The organism is Caballeronia eucalypticola, assembly GCF_047608185.1.
Taxonomy (GTDB): Bacteria; Pseudomonadota; Gammaproteobacteria; order Burkholderiales; family Burkholderiaceae; genus Caballeronia.
In genome coordinates this window covers 366-25,592 of sequence record NZ_JBLKRU010000074.1, presented here as the reverse complement: position 1 = coordinate 25,592, position 25,227 = coordinate 366, and the positions used below count along the sequence as shown (strand labels likewise).

General features: G+C 57.8%; 20 protein-coding genes and 3 pseudogenes. 11 read left to right on the top strand and 12 right to left on the bottom strand.

Annotated elements, in window-relative coordinates:
• The 5 genes and pseudogenes from ACMX25_RS38555 to ACMX25_RS38535 all read right to left on the bottom strand — a co-directional run.
• A pseudogene (locus ACMX25_RS38555) lies at positions 1-203 on the bottom strand (carboxymuconolactone decarboxylase family protein); the annotation flags it as partial.
• Positions 204-252: 49 nt separating this feature from the next.
• Positions 253-447 carry an SDR family oxidoreductase gene (locus tag ACMX25_RS38550; RefSeq protein ID WP_414954298.1) on the bottom strand — a complete coding sequence of 65 codons (195 nt, stop codon included), beginning with the start codon at positions 445-447 and terminating at the stop codon, positions 253-255.
• 36 nt (positions 448-483) lie between these two features.
• Positions 484-780 carry a putative quinol monooxygenase gene (locus ACMX25_RS38545; RefSeq protein WP_414954299.1) on the bottom strand — a complete coding sequence of 99 codons (297 nt, stop codon included), beginning with the start codon at positions 778-780 and terminating at the stop codon, positions 484-486.
• 204 nt (positions 781-984) lie between these two features.
• A complete protein-coding gene (locus tag ACMX25_RS38540; RefSeq protein WP_414954300.1) occupies positions 985-1,713 on the bottom strand; it encodes an alpha/beta hydrolase in 729 nt (242 codons plus the stop codon).
• A gap of 101 nt (positions 1,714-1,814) precedes the next feature.
• A complete protein-coding gene (locus tag ACMX25_RS38535) occupies positions 1,815-3,026 on the bottom strand; it encodes an NADH:flavin oxidoreductase (RefSeq protein WP_414954301.1) in 1,212 nt (403 codons plus the stop codon).
• Positions 3,027-3,172: 146 nt separating this feature from the next.
• Between ACMX25_RS38535 and ACMX25_RS38530 the strand changes: the two genes are divergently transcribed.
• Positions 3,173-4,075, top strand: coding sequence for a LysR family transcriptional regulator (locus ACMX25_RS38530; RefSeq protein ID WP_414955095.1), 903 nt, complete (start codon positions 3,173-3,175; stop codon positions 4,073-4,075).
• Positions 4,076-4,124: 49 nt separating this feature from the next.
• Here ACMX25_RS38530 and ACMX25_RS38525 read toward each other — a convergent pair.
• The 5 genes and pseudogenes from ACMX25_RS38525 to ACMX25_RS38505 all read right to left on the bottom strand — a co-directional run bounded on the left by ACMX25_RS38525 (position 4,125) and on the right by ACMX25_RS38505 (position 10,712).
• Positions 4,125-5,300: pseudogene (locus ACMX25_RS38525) on the bottom strand (IS3 family transposase).
• Between the two features lie 165 nt (positions 5,301-5,465).
• Complete coding sequence (locus ACMX25_RS38520) at positions 5,466-6,806, bottom strand: MFS transporter (protein WP_414955094.1); 1,341 nt, start codon at positions 6,804-6,806, stop codon at positions 5,466-5,468.
• 87 nt (positions 6,807-6,893) lie between these two features.
• Positions 6,894-8,078 (bottom strand): acetyl-CoA C-acyltransferase, encoded by a 1,185-nt coding sequence (locus ACMX25_RS38515; RefSeq protein WP_414955093.1) that lies wholly within the window; start codon positions 8,076-8,078, stop codon positions 6,894-6,896.
• A gap of 45 nt (positions 8,079-8,123) precedes the next feature.
• Entirely contained in the window at positions 8,124-9,008 is an 885-nt protein-coding gene (locus ACMX25_RS38510; protein WP_414955092.1) for an SMP-30/gluconolactonase/LRE family protein, read from the bottom strand.
• A gap of 174 nt (positions 9,009-9,182) precedes the next feature.
• Complete coding sequence (locus ACMX25_RS38505) at positions 9,183-10,712, bottom strand: class I adenylate-forming enzyme family protein (RefSeq protein ID WP_414955091.1); 1,530 nt, start codon at positions 10,710-10,712, stop codon at positions 9,183-9,185.
• Positions 10,713-11,167: 455 nt separating this feature from the next.
• Here ACMX25_RS38505 and ACMX25_RS38500 point away from each other — a divergent pair, with 455 nt between their 5' ends.
• Positions 11,168-12,079: an SDR family NAD(P)-dependent oxidoreductase gene (locus tag ACMX25_RS38500; protein WP_414955090.1), complete on the top strand. Its 912-nt coding sequence runs from the start codon at positions 11,168-11,170 to the stop codon at positions 12,077-12,079.
• A 57-nt stretch (positions 12,080-12,136) separates the two neighbouring features.
• Here ACMX25_RS38500 and ACMX25_RS38495 read toward each other — a convergent pair whose 3' ends face one another.
• Positions 12,137-13,183 (bottom strand): AraC family transcriptional regulator, encoded by a 1,047-nt coding sequence (locus ACMX25_RS38495; RefSeq protein WP_414955089.1) that lies wholly within the window; start codon positions 13,181-13,183, stop codon positions 12,137-12,139.
• Positions 13,184-13,342: 159 nt separating this feature from the next.
• Between ACMX25_RS38495 and ACMX25_RS38490 the strand changes: the two genes are divergently transcribed.
• The 3 genes from ACMX25_RS38490 to ACMX25_RS38480 are packed head-to-tail and all read left to right on the top strand — an operon-like array spanning position 13,343 to position 18,271.
• On the top strand, positions 13,343-14,671 hold the full coding sequence (locus tag ACMX25_RS38490) for a sugar ABC transporter substrate-binding protein (protein ID WP_414955088.1): 1,329 nt from the start codon (positions 13,343-13,345) through the stop codon (positions 14,669-14,671).
• Between the two features lie 22 nt (positions 14,672-14,693).
• Positions 14,694-16,235, top strand: a complete 1,542-nt coding sequence (locus tag ACMX25_RS38485; RefSeq protein ID WP_414955087.1) for a sugar ABC transporter ATP-binding protein — start codon at positions 14,694-14,696, stop codon at positions 16,233-16,235.
• On the top strand, positions 16,235-18,271 hold the full coding sequence (locus tag ACMX25_RS38480; protein WP_414955086.1) for an ABC transporter permease subunit: 2,037 nt from the start codon (positions 16,235-16,237) through the stop codon (positions 18,269-18,271). Before ACMX25_RS38485 ends, ACMX25_RS38480 begins: the two co-directional genes overlap by 1 nt.
• A gap of 340 nt (positions 18,272-18,611) precedes the next feature.
• Here the strand turns inward: ACMX25_RS38480 and ACMX25_RS38475 are convergent, their stop codons facing one another.
• Entirely contained in the window at positions 18,612-19,649 is a 1,038-nt protein-coding gene (locus ACMX25_RS38475; RefSeq protein ID WP_414955085.1) for a helix-turn-helix domain-containing protein, read from the bottom strand.
• A 458-nt stretch (positions 19,650-20,107) separates the two neighbouring features.
• Here ACMX25_RS38475 and ACMX25_RS38470 point away from each other — a divergent pair, with 458 nt between their 5' ends.
• The 6 genes and pseudogenes from ACMX25_RS38470 to ACMX25_RS38445 form a co-directional block, all read left to right on the top strand.
• A complete protein-coding gene (locus ACMX25_RS38470) occupies positions 20,108-21,289 on the top strand; it encodes a CAP domain-containing protein (RefSeq protein WP_414955084.1) in 1,182 nt (393 codons plus the stop codon).
• Between the two features lie 5 nt (positions 21,290-21,294).
• Positions 21,295-21,966, top strand: a complete 672-nt coding sequence (locus ACMX25_RS38465) for a hypothetical protein (protein ID WP_414955083.1) — start codon at positions 21,295-21,297, stop codon at positions 21,964-21,966.
• 95 nt (positions 21,967-22,061) lie between these two features.
• Positions 22,062-22,457, top strand: a complete 396-nt coding sequence (locus ACMX25_RS38460; RefSeq protein WP_414955082.1) for a hypothetical protein — start codon at positions 22,062-22,064, stop codon at positions 22,455-22,457.
• A gap of 432 nt (positions 22,458-22,889) precedes the next feature.
• Positions 22,890-23,651, top strand: a complete 762-nt coding sequence (locus ACMX25_RS38455) for a hypothetical protein (RefSeq protein ID WP_414955081.1) — start codon at positions 22,890-22,892, stop codon at positions 23,649-23,651.
• 75 nt (positions 23,652-23,726) lie between these two features.
• On the top strand, positions 23,727-24,116 hold the full coding sequence (locus tag ACMX25_RS38450; RefSeq protein WP_414955080.1) for a hypothetical protein: 390 nt from the start codon (positions 23,727-23,729) through the stop codon (positions 24,114-24,116).
• Positions 24,117-24,985: 869 nt separating this feature from the next.
• Positions 24,986-25,115: pseudogene (locus tag ACMX25_RS38445) on the top strand (IS6 family transposase); the annotation flags it as partial.
• Positions 25,116-25,227: the final 112 nt, after the last annotated feature.

Here is a 25,227-nt window from a genome sequence, read left to right as displayed (position 1 = left end):
ACGAGGTTGACGACCTCGCGAGCCTTGCCAGAGATGCTGCTCTTGGCGTTTTGCAATGCCAAGTAAGTGGCAAGTGCCGTCTCCGAAAGGGCAAACGTGGCGTAGAGGTTGGGAACCATCCCAAGGCCCTTTTTGAGATCATCGAAAAGGGCTTGGTTGCGTACGCTGACTTCTTCGCGGGTAGGAACGGTGATGGTGGTCATGGTGACCTCCTGATGGTGGTTGAAAACGAGGGTGCAAATTGAATTGCTCTTATCGAGCGGTGTAGTCGCCATCAACTGCGATGGATCGGCCTGTGAGGTACGGGGCCTTGGCAGACGCGATGAAAACGATCGTCTCGGAGATCTCGCCCATCGTTGCGGCACGCTTGGCTGGAATGCTTCCGACCAAGCGCGCCTTAGCCGTTTCGTCGCGGCCGACAAAACGATGGCCTGTGGCCCGGTTCATGTCATTTTTTTTACAACGAAGCGTCGCCTCGAGGCCTTACTTCTCGGCGACCACCTGAAGCCGATGAATCTTAACTTCGGAAAACAGCCTCTCCGCATTCGCCGCAAGTTCCTGTCCGGCTTCGCCGTTCAAATGAGCTTCGCGGGCAACTTCGTCGTTGAAGGTGTCGAAGACCACATATACTCCAGGCTCACCTTCGTCTTTCGCCGCGTGCCACGTCAGCGTTCCAGCTTCTCCTCTTACCAGCTTGGCCTCCCCGCTTAGAAACGCCTCAACTTCCGATTCCTTTCCTTGTTTTGCCTTCAATTCAACAAACAACGCGAAATTAGCCATTTGGAAATATCCTCTCTTGAACAGTGGGTGTTAGTTACATTCGGTCGTACACAGTTGCATTTGCACTACCCAAATAGGCCTCCTAGTAATAAAGGCGTTTTCGGTCCAGCTAGAAACCGTCGATGATTCAGCAGCAATCCTGAAACCACCGTGTGGATCGGCGCCTTCTCCGCAGCGGCGCGGCGCAGGCACGCCAGACTGCAATCAGGGAGCGACCGCGCGGACGGCCTGTTCGATCACATCGACCACGACATCCGGGAAAGTGATGGGGATGGCGTGCGAAGATTTCAGCTCAATGACGTGAGCGTGGGCGCGCTCGGCTTCGAACTTAAATTCTTCCTGGGGGATGACGGGATCCAGCAGGGGCCTGATTTGCCAGCTTGGCTTGCTCATCCATGCAGCCGATGTCAGTGGCTCTTGGAGGGCTGCCAAGGCGATGGGCCGTTGGGTGGCGATCATCAGGGCGAGCACGCTCTCAGGCACGTCGGCGGCGAGGAGGTAGCTGTACTTATCGGCTTTGACGTGGAGATTCGTGCCGCTGGTTCCGTCAGGCAAGGTGTATGGGATCAGATCGACGGACGAGGCGAAGTCTCCGCCGGGAAAACGTTCGAGACAATCGTTTGTAGATTCCCCTACCCCGGGCATAGGTGAGCCCGCGTAGATTAGTCCCTTGACCTTGGGGTCGTCTCCAGCCTGGCTGATGACGGCCCCGCCGTAAGCGTGGGAAACGAGGATCACGGGCCCCTCGATCGTGTCCAGCAGACTACGCAGGTAGGCAGCGTCGTGCGCCACGCCACGCAAGGGATTGGAGAAGACCTTGAACGGGTGGCCCTCGCGCTGGAGCCGCTGGATCACTCCATGAGTCCAGAGCGACGAGTCTTCGACGGCCCCGTGCACAAGCACGATGGTTGGCTTGAGTGATTTGATATCCATGGTGATTCCTCTCAATAATTGTTGCGCTATGGGATGAGCGGTTGACGTGCGCATCAAGCCACACTGCCAAAGATCGTCATCTGGTTCGTAATTGAAGAGCCTCAGTGCGGCGCTTTATCTCTGAGCGAAAATGCGAAGCCGGTGCACCTTGTGAGCTTCGGAGAACAGGCTAGGTAACCACCTGAGAACCGCAGCAACCAAGTCGGCTTCACATCGCCAGCTCCGCTTCCTTGACGTTTGGCGATGGGCCCAAGGATCGTCGGATCGAAGTCGTTGAGGACGTCGCGCTCGGACAAACGCCGCGGAAAGTCGGGATTCGCCAGCGCTCCGCGGCCGAAGGTGAGGATGTCGGCGCCGTCATCCAGCGCAGCCACCGCCCGCTCGACATTGTGCAGACTGCCATTCGCAAGGATTGCTGCTTTGGGTGCGTAGCGCTTGGCTAGGTGCATCAACGATGCATTTCCCGGAGTAAAGGCCGGCTTCCACGCCTCATGGTCGGTCACATGGATGAAGTCCACGCCGGCGTCGGCGAGGCTGCCGAAGATGATTTCTGCATCGCGTTCCGCGGCGGCCCACTTGTGTTCGTAGTCGTTCACCTTCCCTTGGGAGATGCGCACGCCGACCGGCACCATGGCTCCGACCTTCGCACGCACCGCCTTGAAGGTTTCGACGATCAATTGCACGCGGTTCTCCGTGGAGCCGCCCCATTGATCCGCTCTTTTGTTGGCGTAGTCCGTCAAAAACTGGTCGAGAAGATATCCATTGGCGCCATGGATCTCGATTGCGTCAAACCCCGCATTCTCGATTGCGCGTCCCGCCGACTTAGCAAAGCCATTGATGGCGTCAGCGATCTGCGCCTCTGTGATCGCGGCCGGAAGAGCGTAGTGGTCCTTGCCGTGATAGAACGTCATCTGCGTGCCCTTGGGCTGAATGGCAGACGGGCCCACCGTGCCGTCGCGAAAGCGATTGCCCTGGCTTATTGCGCCGGCATGCATCAACTGGGCGATGGCGAGCGCGCCATGCGCCTTGATGCCGCTAACGACCGGCTTCCAGGCATTGGCCTGCGCTTCGTTAGTTATGCCAGGCTGATCGAGGTAGCCCTGCGAGAACGCCTGATCGGTGTAAATGCCTTCGGTGATGACCGTCCCGAAGCCACCCCGTGCGAAACGTTCGTAGTACCGGGTCATCGTCTCGGTCGCCCGGCCATCACGGGTCGCTGTGATGCGCGTCATCGGCGCGACAGAGAGGCGGTTCGTCACGGTGCGGCCGTTTATAACGATTGGCGCGAAAAGTGCGCTTGTGTCAATGTCCATTATCCAGACCTCCAAAAGCGTTGCATCGAGCGTTTTTAATCTCAAAAACAGGGGCTTACTTGCTTGCTGGACTTAAATGTAGCTTATTGGGATGGGGTGCAGAAGATGGGATTGACGATAAGCAATATATCGTTTATCGTTAAAATATGAATCTCGCAGATGTGGCTCTGTTTCGCACGATTGCGTCCGGCGGCAGCCTGTCGGCTGCGGCTCGTCAGTTGGGCACAACGCCGATGTTGGTCAGCCGCAGGTTGGCGGGCCTTGAGGCCGAGCTAGGCGTGCGCCTATTCCACCGCACGACGCGTTCCCTGTCGCTGACGCCGGAGGGGGAGGCCTTTCTGCCTCACGCAGTCGCCCTCATAGAAGCTCGCGATTCGGCGATCGACTCGGTCTCGTCCGGTCGCTCCGGCCTCTCAGGCGTGTTGAAGATTACAGCGCCGAACGTCATCGGCCATTCCGTCGTTGTCCCTGTCGTGGCTGAGTTGATCGCCGACAACCCCGCGCTCCGCGTCGATTTGACTCTGAGCGACGGCGTCATCGACATTGTGACGGCAGGACTGGATGTGGCCGTTCGCGTGGCAGTGATGAAGCCTTCGGACATGATCGCGACGAAAGTAGCTGACAATCCATTTACGCTAATCGCATCGCCGGGCTACATCGCACGCTTCGGAGAACCCTCCACGATAGAAGATCTGGTGGGGCACCCTTGCATTAAGCTTCATGCAATGGACAATTGGCCATTCACGCGAAGCGGCGAAACGCACCGAGTTCGAATTAGTGGTCCTTTGTCAGTCAGTACTGTCGACGCGGTTCGAGCAGCCTGCATCGCGGGTGTCGGTATCGCGATGCTGACCTACTGGGACGTGCATGAGCAGATTGAGCGCGGAGAATTGAAGCGTATCGCCCTCGCTGACGCCAAACCACTGGAAGTTGGGATATGGGCCGTTTTCCCGACTCGCGCGCACATGCCTGCCCGGGTGCGGGCATTTATCGACACTTTGCGAGTTCGGCTGCATGGCGCTGCGGATGCAGAGCCGAATACGCACTGAGCAACGCTGCCACGAGTGAGGTCGGTCGGAATCCGTGGACGCCAACGGGTTAAGCAGCGATTTTACTGAAATGGAATCGCTGCGTGAAAGCGGCCGGCGACAGATAGTCCAGACGCTCTTGTGTACGCTGCCGGTTATAAAATATCTCGATGTATTCCGTGATTTCTTTGCTGGCCTGATCTCGGGTCGCGAACTTGCGATGATAGACGAGTTCATTCATCAGTGAGCCCCGGAATGATTCGATGGGTGCGTTGTCGAAGCAATTTCTATGTCTGCTCATTGATGCCTGCATGCCGAACTGTTTGAGCAGATTCTGATAGGCGTGGGCGCAGTACTGACTACCGCGATCAGTATGTTGTATCAGGCCCATCGGTGGCCGGTGCAACGCGACAGCCCGAAACAGCTCCTGTATGACCAGCTGTTTTGTCATGCGCTCGCTCATGGCACAGTCGACGATCTCTCCGCTAAACAGATCCTTCAGGCCGGCCAGATACAGCCATCCCTCATCGGTCGCGATGTAGGTAATGTCACCGCACCAGGCCTGATTTTGTGCGCCCACAGTGAAGTCCTGATCCAGGATGTTCGGTGCGACTGGTAGGTTGTGCGTCGAGTTGGTCGTCGCCTTGAACTTGCGCTTTTGCTTGCAGCGAAGGCCGAGCTTTGCCCGCAAACGCTTGATGCGGTGAACACCAATCTGGACGCCGCGGTTCGCCAGGTCCTTCTGTAGCCGTTCCGGGCCGAAGGTTTGTCGGCTACGCTCGTGAGCTGCACGCACCTGCACTTCGAGCCCAGGCTCTTGCTGATCATGCTAATGACGGCGGCCGTTTGCGCCAGGCGTAGTAGCCACCGGTGAACATGCCCAGCAACCGGCACATGGGCGGCGCGGGGTACTGCTGTCGCATCTGCTCAATTACGCCGTAATTCACCACGACTCCTTCGCGAAGTACGTTGCAAACTTTTTTAACAGATCGCGCTTCATCTTCACTTCTGCCAACTCTCGCTTGAGCCGGTCCGGCTCCGCCTCGATCTCTATCAGTGGTTTCTGGGTTTGCCCCACGTTCTCCAGCTTGCCGTCCTTTGCGGCGCGTACCCAGTTCGCCAACGTCTTCATCGAAATCGACACTCGACGTGCAGCTTCAGACACACCGACGCCGTCAGTCATTGCCAGCTTTACTGCTTCTTCACGAAATTCCTTCGTGTACACAGCCTCTGGGATTCGCTTCATCAGTGCCTCCATTCCTTAATTCTACGGAATGTTGGCGTCCACTTTTTTCAGCCGACCTCAGCAGGCTAATGGCCTAGATACTCGCATGCTAACCGGCAACCATCAGCCGCGAACTCGTGCGAAATAGCCCTCCTTCAGCTAGGCTCCGGACGCGCCCCCTGGGGCTCATTGTTCAATATGCAACAGCGGTTCCCCCAGGCCGGCCATGCGTCCTTCTGACCGGATGGCTTTTGCCAGCACGGGTACCAGGATGAGTCCCAAAACCGATGCACCGACGACGACCGAAAACCCCGAAGTGCTTTTCCCAGAGGCACCTTCCGCTAATCCAAACAGGTACGGACCTACAAAACCGCCGATCAGTCCGATGGTGTTAATGAATGCTAGTCCGGCGGCAGCCTGAATACCGTGCAGCCGCTTCATCGAAATCGCCCAATACAGCGGCAACACACCACCACCGAAGAACGCCGTAACAACAAATAAAGCAAGCCGCACGGGGAGCGAGTTCGTTGAGATAAACAGGATCGCACTGACGGCGAAACCAACAGTCAGAATGCCGAGATAAAGACAGTCGTTTGTCACGCGACGATGTATGCGCGGCAATATCAGAACACCGAGCAGAACGCCAATGCCTACACTGCTCGACAGCATCCCAACTATGAACGGTGACTTCGCATGCATTTGCTGGATCATCGCCGGAACGAAGAACACAAGTCCAACAAATGCCACCTGATTCAGGAAATAGATGAGCCCGGTCAGCACAGTAGCCGGCTGCTTCAACGCGGCCATCCAGTTATTTGATAAAAGATCTACATGTGCGGCGTCTGGTACGGCACGAGTTTCGAGGATGCTCGCTTCCTCCTTCGATAACCACCTTGCGTCGGATGGCTTTTCCGGCAGCTTGAACCATAGGATCACGCCGATCACGATAGTAGGCAAACCCTCGACTACAAAGAGCCATTGCCAGCCGTGCAAGCCGGCTAAGCCATCCATTTGCATTAAGGCGCCGCCCAGCGGATTGCCTAACATCAGCGCGAGCGCGGGTGCAGTGTAAATCCAGCCGACTGCAACTGAGCGTTCCTTCGGAGCAAACCAGAGGGTGATCATGTACATCAGCGCAGGGAACAGGCCGGCTTCAGCGATGCCAAGCAGCACTCGGATCGTGTAGAAGGAATATTCGCCTTGAACGAACATCATCGCCGCCGAAAGTGCGCCCCAAGTGACCGCGATTCGTGCAATCCAGCGGCGCGGCCCAACACGGTGCGCGGCAAGGTTGCTCGGCACTTCGAGTAGTGCATACCCGACAAAGAAAATGCCTGCTCCAAGCCCATAAGCAGCGGCACCGATGCCCAGATCGGCAGCAAGTCCCGCCTTGGCCAGAGAGACGTTCGTGCGATCGAGGTACGACATGAAATAGATCAGACACATGAGCGGGATGAGCCGCAGCATCGCTTTGCGCGTCGCGTCGCGGTGCATTTCATCGCTGCTGCCAATGATGGGAGTTGCCATGCCGTCTCCTTCCGAAAATCGATATCGTTCTTTGTATCCGCATAACCAGCATACCTGGCGCCGTCAAACTGGAAGATCTGTCGGGCTTTAAGCGACCTCAAATAGCCCGGCGGCACCCATCCCGCCACCGACGCACATAGTGACGACAACGTACCTTGCTCCGCGACGCTTGCCTTCGATAAGCGCGTGGCCTACCAGTCGCGAACCGGTCATGCCATACGGATGACCGATGGCAATGCTGCCACCGTTAACGTTGTAGATCGACGGGTCGATTCCGAGTTGGTCGCGACAATAAAGCGCCTGACACGCAAAGGCTTCGTTCAGTTCCCACAAGCCGATGTCGCTCACTTTGAGACCGTGCCGAGCGAGAAGCTTGGGGATTGCATAGATGGGGCCGACACCCATTTCCTCCGGCGGGCATCCTGCAACAGCGATACCGCGGTATGTTCCCAGAACATTGAGTCCTCTTCGCTCGGCGAGCATGCGTTCCATGACAACACAAGCCGACGCCGCATCTGATAGCTGGCTAGCATTGCCCGCAGTCACGACCCCATGCTCGATGACCGGCTTGAGGCTCTTCAACCTTTCATACGTCGTGTCCGGCCGGTTGCCTTCGTCGCGCGTCAAGGTCACGTCCTCATGATTTGTTTCGCCAGTCTGCTTGTCGATGGCCGTCATAATTGTCGAAGTCGGCACGATTTCGGCGTCAAAGTAGCCGGCCTCTTGCGCCGCCGCCGTGCGCCGCTGGGATTCGAGAGCGTAGTTGTCGGCGGATTCCCGGCTGATCGCATATTTCTTCGACACCCACTCGGCCGTTTGCAGCATCGGCATGTACGCGTGCAACACATGCGCTATTACGTCCGGATCATGCTCACGGGCGCACCACGCAAAATAATCGTTCTGGACCGCAGAGATGTTGTCCACTCCCCCGCCAATGGTGACGTCCATGCCATCGACTATGACCTGCTTGGCTGCAGTCGCTATCGCCATGAGGCCGGAAGAGCACTGGCGGTCCATCGTCTGCGCGGATACCGTCGACGGGAACCCCGCTGCAAATACTGCGTTGCGGGCGATATTCATGCCCGACGTACCCGCGGCGAGCACGCAGCCAATCACGACATCTTCCACTTCGGCCGCCTCGATGCCGGCGCGCTGCACGGCGTGGCCAAGTGCAAGCGCAAGCAGCGTTGGCGACTTCGTATTGTTGAATGCTCCCTTGAACGCCCGACCAATCGGTGTGCGGGCAGTGGAGACAATGACGGCTTCTCTCATGCGATCGTTCCTTCACGCGGATGTATTAAATGGTCAGGTGGCGCTTCACCAGTGAACTAATGGCAAGCCACTGACCGGGGAGGAGAAGTAAGGGATCGAACTCCCCTTCAGGCTGCCGAGGTAGACGGTTTTCAAATCAGGCCCACCAAAGGTGACGCTGGTGAGCAACGGCGCGATCGTGCCTCCGCAAGCGTCCATCACCTCGACGGGGACGACTTCCCCGGTCGCAAAAACGGCTTCAAATGCGCTGGTCGCGGCACTATCCCCATCTTCGAGCAGCGTGAACACATCCCCCTCCGGATCAATAGCGACAAGCCGATCGGCAAGAACCATCGCACACCAGAGATTCCCATAGGCGTCGAATGTAATGCCATCGATAAGACCCGCTCCCAGTTGATCCGGACCAAAGGTTTCCCTCGGACCTAGGGCGCCGTGCGCAAGTATCCGGAAGCGGCTGACCCTTTTTGCAGTCGTCTCGGCGACGTACAAAAATTCCTCGCGTGCGTCGAGCCGTGCTTCGTTGGCGAAAGCCAGACCGTCTGCAACGATGCGCGGTCCCTTTTCATCGACCACGACGATGTATCCATCCGCACAACGCGACGTTATTGCGGCAGACCACGGACTGCGCCTGGTGGACACCGTAATCCACAGGCGGCCCATGCTATCTCTCAAGACAAAATTCACCTTACCCATCGGCGTTCCGTCGATCTGGTCGAGGAGTATTCGTACGTCTCCCGAACGCGTGAGTAGCTCGATCCGATCGGTGCCTATGTTCGCAATGAGCAGGTTTCCGTCTGCGTCGAATGCAAGACCGTTCGGGAGCGATCCGTATAGCAAACTTCCGGCTGTTTCTGCTTCCCGTGCATCGTTAGCCGCGGGCGCATCCTTTGGGACAATAAGACGTTGTTCTCCTGAGGCGGCAATCAGCATGACGCCCCCACGGGAATCTGCCGCCCATAGCGACCCGTCGCGAGTTGCGAGGATGCACTCCGGCCGATTTAGGTCATACCCTATGCTACGAACGGAAGAGCGTTCTATTCGAAAGCCTTCAAGCGGGTTCATCGTTACCTCCAGATGGAGCAGTTGCGGGCTGCGCGCGGACGGCTAAGGAAACACGCCCCAAGGGACGAGCTCTTCGCGTAGCGTCCGTTTGAGCACTTTGCCGATGTTGCTGCGCGGTAGTTCTTTTATGCCGATCACGCGTGCTAGCCGTTGCACTTTTCCAAGCTGTTGATTGGCCCATTCGCACACCGCATCCGGCGACGCGTCAGTGCGAAGAACGGCAAAGGCAACCGGCGTTTCTCCCCACCTTTTGCTGGGTGCGGCTATTACCGCAGCCTCTAGCACGTCCTGATGTTCAAGCAGTACGGCTTCCAGATCGACCGCATACACGTTAAATCCGCCCGTGATGATCACGTCCTTCTTCCTGTCGAGCAAATGCACGAAACCGTCATCGTCGACCCAGCCGATATCGCCGCTGCGCTGGAATCGCGTGCCGGCCTCATCGAACCAGCTTGCCTCGCGAGTCGCATCATCGAGCTTGTAATAGCCGGTCATCAGCCTTGGACTGCGGCCGATGATCTCGCCCACTTCCCCCTGCTTGAGCACCCGTCCGTCGTTGTCAATAACGCGAAGGTTGCAGTCGGGAAACGGCTTGCCGACAGTGTCGAGTTTGTCCGGACGCTCGTGGGCATTCAGATAGCACGAGACGCCACCTTCCGTCATGCCATAGAATTCTGTCAGTCCACCCGCCGGCCAGCGCGAGAGGATCTGCTGCTTAGTTGCGGCGGATAACGGCGCGCTTGTGCAAAACTTATTGCGAAATGACGACAAGTCGAACCTGTCAAATTCAGAGTGTGCCAAGAGACGCGTGTACTGGACGGGCACGAGGATCACATCGGTTGGACGCCATTGCTCGGCGAGCGCCAACCACCTGCCGGCATCGAACTTCTCCATGAGCTTTACGCTGCCGCCCGCGAACATGACAGCGAACAGCACGAACAGCGTGGTGTTCGAACAAAGCGGCGTTGACACCAGCGTTCGCGTCGCATGGTTCAGGCTATATCCGTGCGCGATCACCTGTGCTTCGTTTGCCCGGTAACGCCTGCTTTGCAGAATGCCCTTCGGAACGCCCGTCGTGCCCGATGAATAAATCAGGTTGAAGCCGTGATCAAGCGAACCGGCGACTTCCGGCGGTGTCGTGTCCGCGCCCGAAACGAATTCGCTGAGCGTCGCTTCATCCAGTTGAACAACATCCACAGTCGACTCCACGTTCGACGCGTAATCTGCGGACGCGAACAGCAACCGGGTGCCGCAGTCTTTCAGCATCGCAGACCACGTTCCAATCGACGTGTGCGTAGGAAGCGGTACGATGCACGCCCCCGCTCGCAGGATGCCGAACATGACTTCCACGTAGTTCACCGAGTTCAGTGATAAAACAGCGACCTTGTCGTCCGGCCTGACACCGCGGTCGATCAGCTTTCTTGCAATTTGATTGGCGCGATGGTCCAGTTCGTTCCACGTAGTTTCGCGAGTCGAATCCGACACTGCCACCCGATCGGGCATCGACTGCACAGCGTTGCAAAACGAAATATCTGAATTTCGCAATGGGCCGCCTTCTACTTCTAAAGTCATGTCTCACTCCAGTCCGACGATCAATCGCATATCGCCGTCGGATTATTGTCAAGTATCAGTGCAGCGGTTTTCTCTAGTGCTCAAACCATGATTATTGTTTTCCGATCGATTCTAAATGGCGTGACCGGGAAAGTACTGCTTTCCATAATCGATCGCGATTAACTCTGCGCACCAAGCGTTCGTGCAGCAAGCATCGGACAAAATCTCCAGCTCGTCATTGGCGAAATTCGCCATTTATTAATGAAATCTGCCAATCGGTGTTAATTCAGGGAAACCCCCTATCCACAGAAGATGATTTCAACTGCTCAATTGGCTTCGATTGCAAACAAGGTGGTGGCTTCGCATAATCCGTTGCAGAAATAAAGTCATTTACTCAGTTACCAATTTTAATCGAACTGAGCCTATTTGTTTATCGAGTGCTCTCGACTTTCCCCCACTATAGATAGGAGTATCTAATGAAACTGGATTTTAAAGGACGCGTCGCCATTGTGACCGGCGCAGGAGGCGGCCTCGGACGCCAATATGCACTCGTGCTGGCCTCACGGGGCGCAAAGGTCGTCGTCAATGACTTGGGAGGCTCACTGAACGGACTGGGACTGTCGGCCAGTGCAGCACAAAAGGTCGTCGATGAAATTCATGCTGCTGGAGGCGAGGCCATCGCCAACGGCGCGTCGGTCACCGACTTCACAGCGGTACAGGAAATGGTTCGCGAGACCGTGGACGAATGGGGAAGAGTCGATGTCCTCGTCAATAACGCGGGCATCCTGCGCGACCGCAGCTTCGCTAAGATGGACCTCGCCGATTTTCGGCTTGTGATGGACGTGCACCTGATGGGTTCGGTGAACTGCGCGAAGGCGGTATGGGAGATCATGCAACAGCAACGGTACGGCCGGATCATGATGACGACCTCATCATCCGGCTTGTACGGCAACTTCGGCCAGGCCAACTATGCAGCGGCAAAAATGGCTGTCGTGGGGCTGATGCAGACCTTGTCCATTGAAGGCCAGAAGTACAACATCCACGTTAACTCCCTCGCACCGACGGCCTACACGCGAATGACGGAAGGGTTGATGGCAGGTCCCGCGGCCGACCTGCTCACGCCTGAGGCGGTCGTGCCGGCAATGCTGGTGCTGACTCACGAGACGGCCCCAACGCGCACCATTCTCTGTGCTGGTGCCGGCACATTCGAGGCTGCCCACATCACCCTGACCGAAGGTATTCACCTTGGCACGGATGACGACTCTCCAGAGCGCCTCGCCAGTTCGCTTGAACGCGTGCTGAACCGTGAGCACTTGATCGTTCCGGAGGCGGGCAGCGTCCAAGGCAGCAACGAAGTCGAGAAAGCCACGGCTGCGCTAAGTCGCTAACTGATTCGCCAGTCAGCGCATCATCATGCACGGGGGCATCACGGCTCGCCCCTATTCTTACGCGTCTATCGCTTGCGCGCCGCCTTCGCGACGATACGACCCCGGTGCAACTCCCGTCCACGCGCGAAAGGCCCGGTAGAACGAAGGGATGTCGCCAAACCCAAGGCTTGCGGCAATGTCGGATATCGGATCGCGGGTCTGTGTCAGGCGATGAATCGCCAGGTCTCGCCTCAACGTGTCCTGGATATGCTTCAAGGTGGTCTCTTCGCCTTCCAGTCGTCTGCTGAGCGTCCGCATCGACATATTGAGCGTTTTAGCGATTTCAGCCGCGCCGAGTGAACCCACACCTCGTTCAAGCAAGCAAGTGCGCACGAGATGGGTGACGGGCTGTTTTGCCGACGGAGAACAAAGCCATTCGCTGGGTTGACGCGAAAGGAACTGCCTCAAGTCCTGTTCGGTTCGCTGAAAATGCAGGTCCAGCAACGTGGCATCGAAGGTAATGGCCGTGGCGAGCTGATCGAACCGGATAGGGCCAGGAAACAAGGTGTTGAGGTCGTCGACGTGGGACGGAGCGGGGAACGCGAAGTCTACCGAGATCAATGGCACGTTACGTCCAATCAGCCATGACATTACGCCGTGGATGACTTTGAGAAGCAATTGTAGCCCCATCGCCCGACACCGTCTGGGCGCTTCTGGTTCGACAAACGTGACGAAACCGACCTCTTTTTCTCGAGTAAGCACAACCTCAACGTCATCGGTGATCATGTGCAGAAAACGCGAGTAACGATAGAGCGCCACACCTACCGTTGACGCGGCGATCATGATGTAGCCGCCGAACTTCATCGCTCCGCCCGGCAGCGGCCTGGAAAACAAACCGAGTAGTTCATCCCTGCTCTCACTGGCCATCAGCCGGTATAAGGCTGCGAACTGATCCTCCGTGATTCGGCCGTTGTCGGCCGCGAGCGTGTCGGCATCAATTCCGACGGCTTCCATCAAGCGCCGCTGCGTCGCAAAACCCGTTCGAGTCTCGTCGAAAAATTCACGCAAGAAGCAGGACGACAACGTGAGACGAAGATTCGACGGATGATTTAGCCGCTGTTGCATTGGCGTCCTGGCTCTACTTTTGACTTAGGGATGGGTGTGTTTTCGCCTCGCTCGAGCGCGTGCGCACTCTTCTTCTCGCTGGGTACGGACCGGGACTCGAGCTCGTTCCAGTTTACAAGATTCATGGTGATCCGCCCGGTTTACACGTAGTTTGCCGAAGTGATCGCAAGACTCTACCGACAATTTGCACTGTTTAATTTCAGCCAACGAAGTCTCGCTGCATTCAAATCTCGATCATCGGGGTTTTCCCGGTTTTCCATTTCGTTGGCGAATTTCAAAAAGGATTGGCTTGTTCTGACAATGACCCGGTGGGCCATAGCGGAGATACTCGACTCGAATTCATACAAAAAACACACAGGAGACAACATGCGATTCCGTCATGCTTTCATTACCGGCGCCACTTTTCTGGTGGCAACGGCGACATTGGCCACTCCTTCGATTGCAAATGCCGCCGACAAATACAAGATCTTCCTCAGCATGAGTTATTCCGGCAACGGTTGGCAGACCGAGGCCCAAAACATGATCGAAGCAATGGCGAAGGCGCATGGGGACCAGCTTGAATTGAAGACACAAATAGCCGGTACGGACGTCCAGCGCCAGATTCAGCAAATCAACGCAATGGTTCAGGCTGGGGCCAATGCGATTCTCGTTTACCCGATTTCGCCGACGGCACTGAACGCGGCCATCAAGAATGCGTGCGCGAAGCACGTGGTGGTGTTCGCATACGATTCGAAAGTGACGGAACCGTGCGCATACAACGTCTACACAGACCAGACAAAGCTGGCCGCCGACAGCGCCGAATGGGTCGCAAAGAAGATGAACGGTCAGGGCAACCTGATCTTTGTCACGGGAGTGCCAGGAACTTCTGTCGACACGGAGCGCAATGACGCTGCTCGTGACATATTCAAAAAGTATCCTCAAATAAAGATTGTCGCCGAGCCGAATGGCATGTGGTCGACAGCGATCGCGCGCAAGGTGCTGACGGAAACCATGTCGACCCGGAAATGGTCCGATGTCAACGGCATCTGGGGCGCGGCTGCTTGCTATGTCGGCTGGTCGATGCAACGCGAAGCTGGCCTCTCTGCCGACAAGCTGGTTCCGTGTGGTGTCGAAGGTTTGAATGGCATGCGGGTTGCAATGCTCAAAAAGGGAACCGCTACCACGGCTAATGGCGACTACTTGCCACCCGCAGGCGCACCCGGTGTATCGCTCGAAAGCCATCCTGCCTCGGGCGCACTCGCGTTAAAACTCGCATTGAAAGTCCTGGGCGGAGGAACCGTTCCCAAGACCACGCTGATGCCACTTGAGGCTGTGACGCCGGAGAACGCCAGGCTCTGCAAAACCGGTTCGTGGGTGGAGATGAAGGATGGTTGCAATACCTTCGACCCGGCGCGTGTTCCACCGAGCTGGGTATCAAATATCTACAGCCCGGACACTCCCGAAATCGGCCTCGCAGCCGCACTCAATCGCCTGCCCGAACCGAAGTGATCTGGAGTCTGGAGCCCAAGCGATGAGCAATGCACAAGCAATATCGGTCGAGGGCTTAACCAAGAGGTTCGGCGCAACAGTGGCGCTCAACACGGTGAGCTTGCAGATACCGCAGGGCGCTGTCCACGCAATTCTTGGTGAAAACGGTGCCGGAAAATCTACGCTCATCAAGGTGCTAAGCGGCATTGTCCGCTCGGATGAGGGAACGATTCATGTAATGGGCAAGAACGTTACTTTCCGAAGGCCTGTCGATGCGCAGTCGGTCGGAATTGCAACCGCTTTCCAAGAGCTGTCGCAAGTGCCCCACCTGAGCGTCGCCCAGAATCTCCTAATGCCCGACGAGCCTACCTGGTTCGGACTTCGGCGCATCGGTGAAAGCTCCCGGCGAGCGCGCGAACTGCTCGATCGTTTTGAGCTGTCGGGGATAGATCATCATGCGCCAATCCAGAGTCTGGACCTGAGCGTGCGGCAAAAACTGGAGATCGCCTACGCCATCTCGCGCCAGCCAAGGATCCTCCTCCTTGATGAACCGACGTCCTCGCTGACGAGCAAGGACGTTGCATGGCTTGGGAAGCAGATCACCGAATGCAGCCGTCAGGGCGTCACTGTCGTGCTCATCACTCATCGGATGCCAGAAGTAAGAAAGTTCTGCGCAAGCCTATCGATACTCCGGAATGGCGCATGCGTGGGAAGCTTCAACGCAAACGACATATCCGACGATGGGGTCTTTCGCCTCATCATCGGCCGAACGTTGGGTTCAGCGTTTCCCCCGCGCCCGCCGATCCCGGACGCCTCCGTCAAGCCTCGGCTGGTTGTCGACGATCTTGGTTCAGGTAGCCGTCTGCACGGCGTTTCTTTCCAGATTCGGCCAGGGGAGTGTCTGGGCGTCGTTGCGTTGCAAGGCATGGGGCAACTGGAACTCTTCAAGGCGCTGTTTGGCCTCGCGCCGGTCACCTCAGGCACGGTCGCTGTTGACCAACAGAGGGTAATCATCAAGTCGCCACAAGATGCGATAGCCGCCAACGTCGGCTTGAGCCTCGTTCCGGAAGAACGCAAGACTGAAGGTCTCGCGCTGAACTTGACCGGCCGCGCGAACATCTCGCTGCCGACTCTTTCGCGATATTCACGTTGGGGATGGATCGACAAGACCGCTGAAGCGGCAGCGGTTTCAGGCGCCCTTTTCCGCGTGAACGGCAATCAGCGCGCGCTGTATGAACCCGCGTCGTCGTTCAGTGGTGGCAATCAGCAGAAGTTCGTCATTGCCAAGTGGCTTCTTGCGGATAGCCGTGTGCTGCTGTTGTTCGACCCGACGCGAGGCGTGGATGTCGGTGCGAAGTTCGAGATTTACCAAGTCATGAACGACTATCTGTCATCGGGCGGAGCCATCTTGCTGCACTCCACCGAGATACCCGAAGTTATCAACCTTTGCGACAGGATCCTGGTGATCTACGCGGGGCACATCGTCGCCGAGCTGGACGGACGCGCAGCGTCGGAGCGTGAGGTCACGACGGCCATGCTCGGAGGCGTGTCGACCGCCCTTCGGGATGTAAAGGAGCTTGTGTAATGACCACACTCGTCAAGCAAAGGCATCGACCCAGCATGTTGTCCGCGCGGCTGGCGCCTCATCGCAGATTGATTGTCGCGTTCGCCGTTCTTGCCGCGGTGTTTGCCGCGCTCAATCTTCGCCTTGCACAACCCTTTGGTTTCGGCGACCTGGACTCAACTGCGTCGAGCACCGCAAGCCTCGCCCTTGCAGCGATTGGCGAGACAATTGTAGTCATCGGCGGAGGGCTGGACCTTTCCGCGGGTGCAGTGCTTTCGCTCAGCAATTGCCTGTTCGTGACGCATGTCGGCAGCTCGGCGAGCTCGTTCGTGCTCTGGGCATGTGCGGCAGTGGGCGCCGCTGCATTGGTCGGCGCAGTGAACGGTTTTCTCATTGCCTTTGTTCGGCTTCAACCAATCGTCGTCACGCTCGCTACGATGTTCATGACGCAGGGGGTGACTTTGCTCGTAATGAAGCAACCCGGAGGCGCGGTGCCGCAAGCCTTTTCAACCGCGATCGCAGGCGACGCGTTTGGCGGGATCGTGCCGAGGCCGCTCGTCGTGATTGTCATCGGGCTTGTTGCATGGCTCGTTCTCAAAAGAACCCGGTTCGGCACCGCGGTCTACGCCATTGGGAGCGATGAATCCGCAGCCCACTTGAAAGCATTCTCGACGCGCGCCGTCAAATTTTGGCTTTATGTGATATCAGGATGCTTCTACGGGACGGCTGGAATTTTCTTTTCTGCTCAAACGGGAGGCGGCGATCCGCTCGCGGGTGCTGGCATGCTGCTGCCGATTTTTGTTGCGGTAGTGCTCGGGGGCACGCCGTTGGGAGGAGGCCGTGGCGGAAGTCTTGGTACCGTGATTGGAGCTTTTTCCGTCACGCTGATTGCGAACATGCTGCTCGTGCTCAACGTGTCGACCTACTACAGCACGATCGTCGAGGGCTTCATCCTGATTCTCGCGGTACTGGGTTCGTCGGAGTTGACCGGCGTCTTTCAAACGTTGAATCTTCGTGGTCGGCAGCATCGCGTGGCCCGGGTTTCGGCGAGGCCAACCGGACTGGAAAGCAAGCCACCCTCCTCCGACCGGGTACCTCGCCTGACGGTCGGTCAACGCCTGACTTACAGCAGCGACACCATACGAACCTGCCTACCGTCGTTCGTCGGCATGGTAGTGCTCATCTCAATCACGATATTCCTCAACCCGGGAATGGGCGTTGGCAAATACATTCAATCGATGGCAGTGCTTGCTTCATTTTTCGCGGTATTAGCGTTAGGCCAAGGAGCCGTGGTCATCAGCGGCGGCCTTGACTTGTCTGTTCCTTTCACCATCACCTTGGCGGGAGTCGTGCTCACCGGCGTCACAAACGGTTCGAACGTCGCCGGCCTATGGGCGGTTCCAGGTGTTTTAGCGCTAGGCGCATTGATCGGCTTTCTGAACGGGGTGGGCGTCTCAGTGTTCCGCATTTCTCCACTCATCATGACGCTCGCGATGAATGGCATCCTGCAAGGTGCCGCGCTGGTGTACACCGATGGTGCACCGACAGGCTTTGCCCCGCCGGCCATTCGACGGCTGATGACCGGACGGCTTTTCGGGATAACGCCTGTGATCTTCTGTGTAGCCGCGTTCGCCGTCATCGCCTGGTTCCTGATGCATGCAACCGTGTTCGGGCGACGTCTGTTCGCAGTCGGAAGCAATCCGGTATCGGCGCGGTATTCTGGAGTGTCAGTCAATAAAGTGCTTGTCGCAACCTACCTGTTGAGCGGGGTCTGTAGCGCTTTGGTCGGTGTGATGCTCAGCGGTTTCACGGGTCAAGCCTTCAATGACATGGGCGACCCGTATCTTTTGACCTCGATAGCTGTTGTGGTGGTCGGCGGCACACTTATGACGGGCGGAAGGGGGAATTATGCAGGAATGCTCGGCGGCGCACTTATGCTCACAGCTCTCGGTACGTTGTTGTCGAGTTCTATACTGCCATCTGCTGCACGGAGCATTGTCTACGGTGTCGTAGTGCTCGCCGCAGTTGTCGCGATGCGCGAAAAACGATCATCTTAGAGATGCGTGGTTAAACATTTTTAGAGAATCGGAACACACGATGATGAAGGTGGTTGTTCTTACGCGTCGATGAGTGGTGTCGCCAAAATGCGCACGGAATAGCAACTGAGCTGAAACGCGCCCCTGTGCGGGCACATCCTAGAGGAACTATCGCGGCAATGAAGATCTCGAGCGGCTTGTGCTGGAAGTTCAGTGCAGCCGCGGCGTCATCAATGAGAACGACGGCTATTTCAAATCCCTCAATCAGCTATGGCGGGCAGAGAACCTCGGCGAGTTGGTCGCAAAAAAGGTGCGGTTTCTGTTGGTCCACCAGCCCGCATGGCAGAACGTCCTGGCAGCTTTATCCACTCAACCCTTTGATTTTGCGCTGGTGCAACTCCACGAGATCATCTGGCATTTTCTCGATCGCGCCAGTCCGCTTGACCAACAACTCGCCCCTCGCCTCATTGGGCGTGCATCCGAAGCGCTCCTTGAAGGCCCGGCTGAACGTCGAATCGCTCGCGAATCCCGTTGAATAAGCGATTTCTGCGACCCGCTCACGGGAGTGTCTAGGTGAGGTCAATCGCCTCAGCGCTTCATCCAAACGCCGGTCTTTGATTCGTTTGGCCACTCCGCCCGACTCGCCCGACTCGGCGAAGAGCTCGTAAAGCGCGGTGCGAGATATCCCCAATGCCTTGCAAAGCGCGGCAGGCCCTAAATCCGGATCCAAAAGATGCTGCTCGATGTAAGAAGCCGCTTGCGCTCGAAGCATGGGAGCCAGACGCGGGTCTCCCTGCGCAACCCGCTCTTGGGCTTTTGGCAACAGGCATGCGGCCAGCAGGTCCAGCGTGCCATTGACGGCAATCGGCATCTGCTCTTCGGTCATCGTCGCCGCAAGCCGGGCAAGGGCGTGCATATGCGCGGCGAACAGCTCTCCGATCGCGTCATCCGCCGCCCAACTTGCGCCATGAATTTGCGAACCCTGCGGCAGCCGTCGATCTAGCGCGGAGCGCGCGACGCTCAGCGTGATCATTGGAGCATCGATGGCGAACCCGACGTTTTCGACGGCGAGGTCCCGAATGGCGACGGAATTCAACGGCACCCGTTGCTGGCCTTCGGCGAATTCAGACGTTAGCTGCCCGCCAACCAAGCAATGCACCAGATATTGATTTATGCCCGACAGAGCGATTTTGCGACGCGTGCGGTGGAATTGCACCTCTCCCTGAGCGGCATGGCGCGTGAGCAAGATGGGCCCGAGGTCCCACGTGTCGACGCTGGCCGCGAAAGAAACGTCCTTTGGCCGCTTCACGTCGTACATCGGCCTCAACGCTTCCCGCCAAATCTCTTCGGCATCGTCTTCTTTGAAATACGTGCTCTCGAAACGAATGTGCTGCGGCATGGTTTTTTTCCGCGCTGATTTTTTCCGAATAGTAGCCGCGTATCCAAACCGGCGCAGGGCGAGTCTCACCTAAAGGCCGTGAAATGGCAAAAAAAACACCTTTCAGGACGAATCGTCAATTTTCCCCGGATTTTTCGCCGGAAGGTTGCGACGCGTCGTGCCGATGATTAAGGACATGAACGCGGCATTGATTCGCCGTTAATTGTCCAAAGGCCCACGAGGGAAAGAATGCATAACCAAGAGAAAGACCTGTCCGGCGGACCGCTCACCGGCCGCAGCTCACAACCACGCCAAGGTCGCGCCGGGACCCATCGCCTTTGCGCGAACGTGCTTGCTCTCGCGCCAGAGACGCAATCGCTCCGAGAGCCGCGCGCTCGCATTCAGCCTTTTTAATAACGCAAAACTTCCTCTTCGACGCTAGATCGACGGATGTCGCGCGCCACGAGGAAACAAAAATAATGAAATCGACCATCTATTGCATGGCCATCGCCGCCTCCCTGTCTTTGGCTCTGTCCGCTTGCGGCGGCGGGAGCGGGAACTCGGCATCGACCACGGGGACAGCGGCTCCCTCATCTGGCGCGAGCGCCACACCCGCGACAGGAGCCAGCGCGACCCCGGCATCGGGCGCAAGCTCGCCGGCCGCCACAGCGGCCATCAGCCTGTTCCCCGCCGTTGGCCCCTCTGCGTCATCGTTCACTCCGACAGGCGACACCGTCAATGACGCGATGGCTTATGTGAACGACAAGCGCGCGCAGGTAGGACTGCCCGCTTTCGCTTACCAGTCAGCAGTCGCGCAAGCGGCCACCGATCACGCCGTCTACGCCCAGGCCAACAACGCCCTAGGGCACTTTGAAGCCGCAGGCACGCCGGACTACACGGGAGTGACGCCTACCGACCGCGTGAACGCTCTGTTCCCAACGACGGGCGCGGGCGAAATATTCGCGTCCTCGTCGGGACCGTTCGGCAGCTCTACAGAGCCGGTCGAGCTTCTTTTTGACGCGCCTTTTCATCGCTCCGTCACACTCTTTGACTTCGTCTATGCAGGCCCCGGCGTCGCGCTCTCAACGGACTTCTCCAAGCTCTCCGTGTTCGATGAGGACTTCACCGGCTACAAAGCGATCGTCCCCGACAATCAACTTGTGGCCTACCCGTACAACGGACAAACAAACACGAACACGTCCTGGTTCGCGAACGAGTCGCCGAACCCGCTCGCGGCGTCCCCTCAATACATTGGAACCGTAGTCGGCTACCCGATCACCTTGTCGGGATCAAACAACGCGGCGTTCTCTAACGTGGCCTTCACGATCGCCGACGCGAACGGTATCAACGTCCCTTGCGAGGAAGTCGACAGTTCCAACAACACCGAGGCAACGCGGTTGGCTCTGTGCACACCATTTCAACCCTTGTCCCCTTCCACGACCTACTCAGTCAAAGTCAGCGGTTCGCTGACGAACACCAGTATCCCGACTCCGCAGCCGTTCGCTGTTAATTGGTCTTTCACGACGGCCGCAACAGCCAACGTTCCGATCGGAGCTCCGCTGCCGCCGACGACCACGACGACCACCACGACCACTTCGACGACCGCCAACCAGAGTTCGACCGCAAAGGCGGCCGTTGCTCGCAAGCTAACCATCGACTGACGATCATGAGCCATCTCCCCTTCCCTCTCTTTCTAGTCGTAGCCCTTTCATTCGGCGCCTCCGCGACACCATCCCTGGCTCAATCGGCATCCGGGTCCGCGCCGCTTGCGCCGCTGACCGAAGCCCAAGCGCCAACCTTCAGTATCGGCGAGCGATGGGAGTTTGCGTACGAGAACGCGCTCGAACCGCAGAAGAATGAGCGTTACTCGCAAACCGTTGCCAGCGTCGACGGCGGACAAGCAGCGCTCGCGACGAATGACCGCAAGACCGCGTCGGTGCTGCTCGACGCGAACGGCAATCTGGTGAAAACAGCGTCGGGAAGCTATGAGCCCAGCGACGTCAAGTTGCAGTTTCCGCTTTCGGTCGGAAAGCGCTGGTCGCTATCGTATGTCTATCGCTCCGGCACGTGGACGTCCCAGGTCGACAGGACTGCGAAGGTCGTTGGCGTCGAACGAATTCATACGGCGGCGGGTGACTTCGACACGTTCCGAATTGAGCAAGCCACGAGCTGGTCTGGGGCAAGCGGAAATGGCGGCTATGGCGGTTCGAGGGAAACAGAATGGTATGCGCCGGCGGTGGGTCGAATCGTCCGCATGGACTATGAAGACCAGTCGCCACGGCAGGCGCCCACGACAACTCACGTCGAAATGACAGGCTTCCGCCCAGTTGTGCCGTGAATCTCACGAAATGCGTCGCATTGCCCTGGGCTGTTTCGCTTTGCCCGTGGCTTCTGCGTCACGAATACGCTCTTAACTAAACAAAGGATATTGAAATGAACCACCATACCACCACGCCCTACCCCAACGCGCCATCCCGCGCCTCGCGTCATTTCGCGCTGCTCCCGCGCACGGTCATCGCCGCGCTGACCACAGCGTTGTCGCTCGCCGCATGCACGGGATCACCGAGCGAAAGCGACGTGCGAGCGGCGTTGATCAAGCAACTGGACGCCAGCCAAGAGCAATCAAGGCAGATCGCCGGCAAAAACGCGTTCATGGATAGCTTGGCCGACGAACAACGAAAAGGCATCTCGCAATTGAAGCTGGTCGGATGCAAATCTGACGGCGAAAAAGCGTATTTGTGCGACGTCGCGGGCAACGCCGGTGCGATGCAATTGCGCATGCTCAAAGGGTCCGACGGTTGGATCGCCGCCGAAGCTAACAAGGGCTGACCCGTCACCCTGCGCGACCACAATCCCGGGCCGTCGCCGTTTCTTAACCAATCCGCTATATGTCCAAGTTGGCCCGCGAACGAACAAGCAGGCCGCTGGCGCGCGCCGAGTAGCGCTAGCGACAACCGTAAAGACACCATGCGCTTCACAAACCAAGAACCACTCGTTGGAAAGCATTCAATCGCAGGCCTGACAGGCCCTTTTGCCTCTCATCGGGCCCGGCAAGTGGCCGTCGTCGCGGCAACTTGCCTGGCGCTCGCTGGCTGCTCGAAGAAACCGGCTGACACGGCGTCTCGCCCGCCGGATCAACCGGCGCCCCCGGCGGCGCTCGCGCGAGACTGGAACGACGATGCCGCGAAGAACGCTATTGCGGCAGACTCCGGGTCAAAGGCGACCTACGTCTGCCGGTTCGCGTTCTTCGACAACCCCCAGTTGTTCACGAACGCCCACCCGGTCGGCCGGCCCCAGGTCGGCATGAAAAAGGTGTCCGACACTCAAGAGTCAGTCGAGGCCACGAGCGCCCAGAAAGCGCAGGAAATCATGGAGACGGCGATCAACAAATCGGCCCCGATTGGCCCATGCACCGCCGACCTGTCCGCCACGGCGATCGACACATCCATTCCTCTCGCGAACTACATGGATCTGCAAAGCGGCTCGCAAATCGCCATGCTTTATTACTTCTACGCCAAAGAGCCGCTGCCGGCGGCAGACTTGGCTCGCACGTTCGACATGGATTACCAAAAAACCAGCGACACGTTCAAGCGAGAAGACCTATTGAAAACGCTCGCCCCGAGATACGAGGCCCAGCAGAAAGCCGAGGCCGCTTTCCCGTATTTCAAAGTCAGGCTGTCCGCTTCGCTTGGCCACTACAACCCGCAGACGAAGTCGTTCCCGCTGTTTGATTTAGCGCTCGACGGCAACTCACGGGTCAGCATGAACGACAGCTCGGACTACGCGATCGTGGCGCGCGGCGACGCCCGATTCAACTCGATTGTGCCGGCTGGCGAGGACCAGGCGCGCGCGTTGGAGGCGAAGGTCAGCGCGGGCGGGCGGGATCGGATGAACGTGAGCGTAGGTTTGTTTGTTAAAGCTGCGGACGCCGTGAGTTTCGCTTCGCGCAAGGACATCGTCGCAAAGGTCGTCGCTGCTCACATAACTGACGAAACGGGAGGGGCCATCGCAGATCTCCAATGACGCCCTTCTTCATTTCGTAGTAATCGGGCGCTCTCGCGAGCGACCCATCGACAACTTCATTTATCGGATCTCCCCATGTCCACTCAATCGAAACTCGCAAGCAACGAAACGCAAGCAAAGCGCGGCCGAGCCTTCGGCAAAGCAGCCGCGGTCTGGTCTTTTTTGGTGTTCACGTCGATCCCGATCTTGAACATCCTCTTTGGTATGGGCCTTGTGCTGTGGTTCGGGACACTGATTTACGGACGCAGCGGCCAGATGGGAAGGGATTTCGCCTGGCTGTTCGCAGGCGCCGCCATTTGCATGTTCGGCTTTGCCCTTCCGGCGATCGCAGAAACTTGGCATATGGGTTTCGGCAAAGGCTGGGTTCTCGAGGTGGGCCTAAACCTGTTCGTTTGCCTCTTTGTCGTCGGCGGCCGACTTGGGCACCTTTTCGCCGCCGATCCGTCTCACGAAGCGACAGTCTGACTTGGTTGCCATCTAAGCGCGACAACGAGGGGCGCCTTTTCGGGATCCCCTCGGGAAACTTTGCGTCATCGCCCCATGCTCGCTATTTAGATAGGTTGTCAAAAATCCAGGTCCGCGGCCACCGCTCCTAGCGGGCTCCGGCAAAAAGCGCACCGGAGATGCAAATGCGGTGAGAATACTTGCGTTGGAGATCGGCCAACAGGCGTTTTCGCGAACCCAGAGGTTCGACAACTGCCGGGCAACCGGAGGCGCACCTACCTGAGCCGTTGCGCCGTTCTTGTCACGCTTCCTCCTGCTCCTCATTTTGCCGAGCAAGCCTGCACAGACGCTTCCTCAACAGAACCTTCGCCCATCGCGCTCTTTGCCGCATCGTGGCGGCGAGCCATCGAAGAAGGCCTCCGTCATCAGCCCACGATCACGTAGCCGAGCTGGTCATCGCGGTATGCAGTGAAAAGCCCTATCTTCGGCGCCTTGACCGCAAACAACCCGGCGAAATAGCGCACTACTAGCAAAGCCACCGGTATGAACAGGATGGCGACTAAGACGTTCGTGATTCCTCATCCGATCCATTCGATATCCATCAGCTCCCCCAAGATTGAGGTCACGCTGGAAGCTTTCGGGTCCGGCCTCTGAATCGACCCAAACCACACGGTCGTAGAGCGCCCGCGCAATATCGCGCGCGAACGCCGGTGCTTGCGTACGAAGCGCACCCCTCCAGCCGAGCATGGCAGCCCTGTCGATCGTGCGGTGTGTTTCCGAGAATGTAGAAAATCGCCCGGCGTCGCGTGTTGCTCAGCGGGAAAGCAGCGTGCGCCGGTCGGCGACGAGCGTGGAGGTCTTATAGAGCATCACTCGACGATCCGCAGTAAAAGGACCATGAGTGCGCGCGCGTTATTCTCAGCGGCATTGAGACTAAGCACATGATCAGGAAAGAGGCGACAAATGCCTGGGAAAAATCTTGCTGTCCCCTCCGCTCAACAGTTCCATTCGTTTATTTAATTGCTTGGTCGGCGGAATTTATGGGTGGTTTCGTAGTTCAGGTATGGTTTTTTGAACGATGTTATGCGCAGGTGCAGGCTTATCCACCGAGCTTGCCTGTGGACAAGCCGAG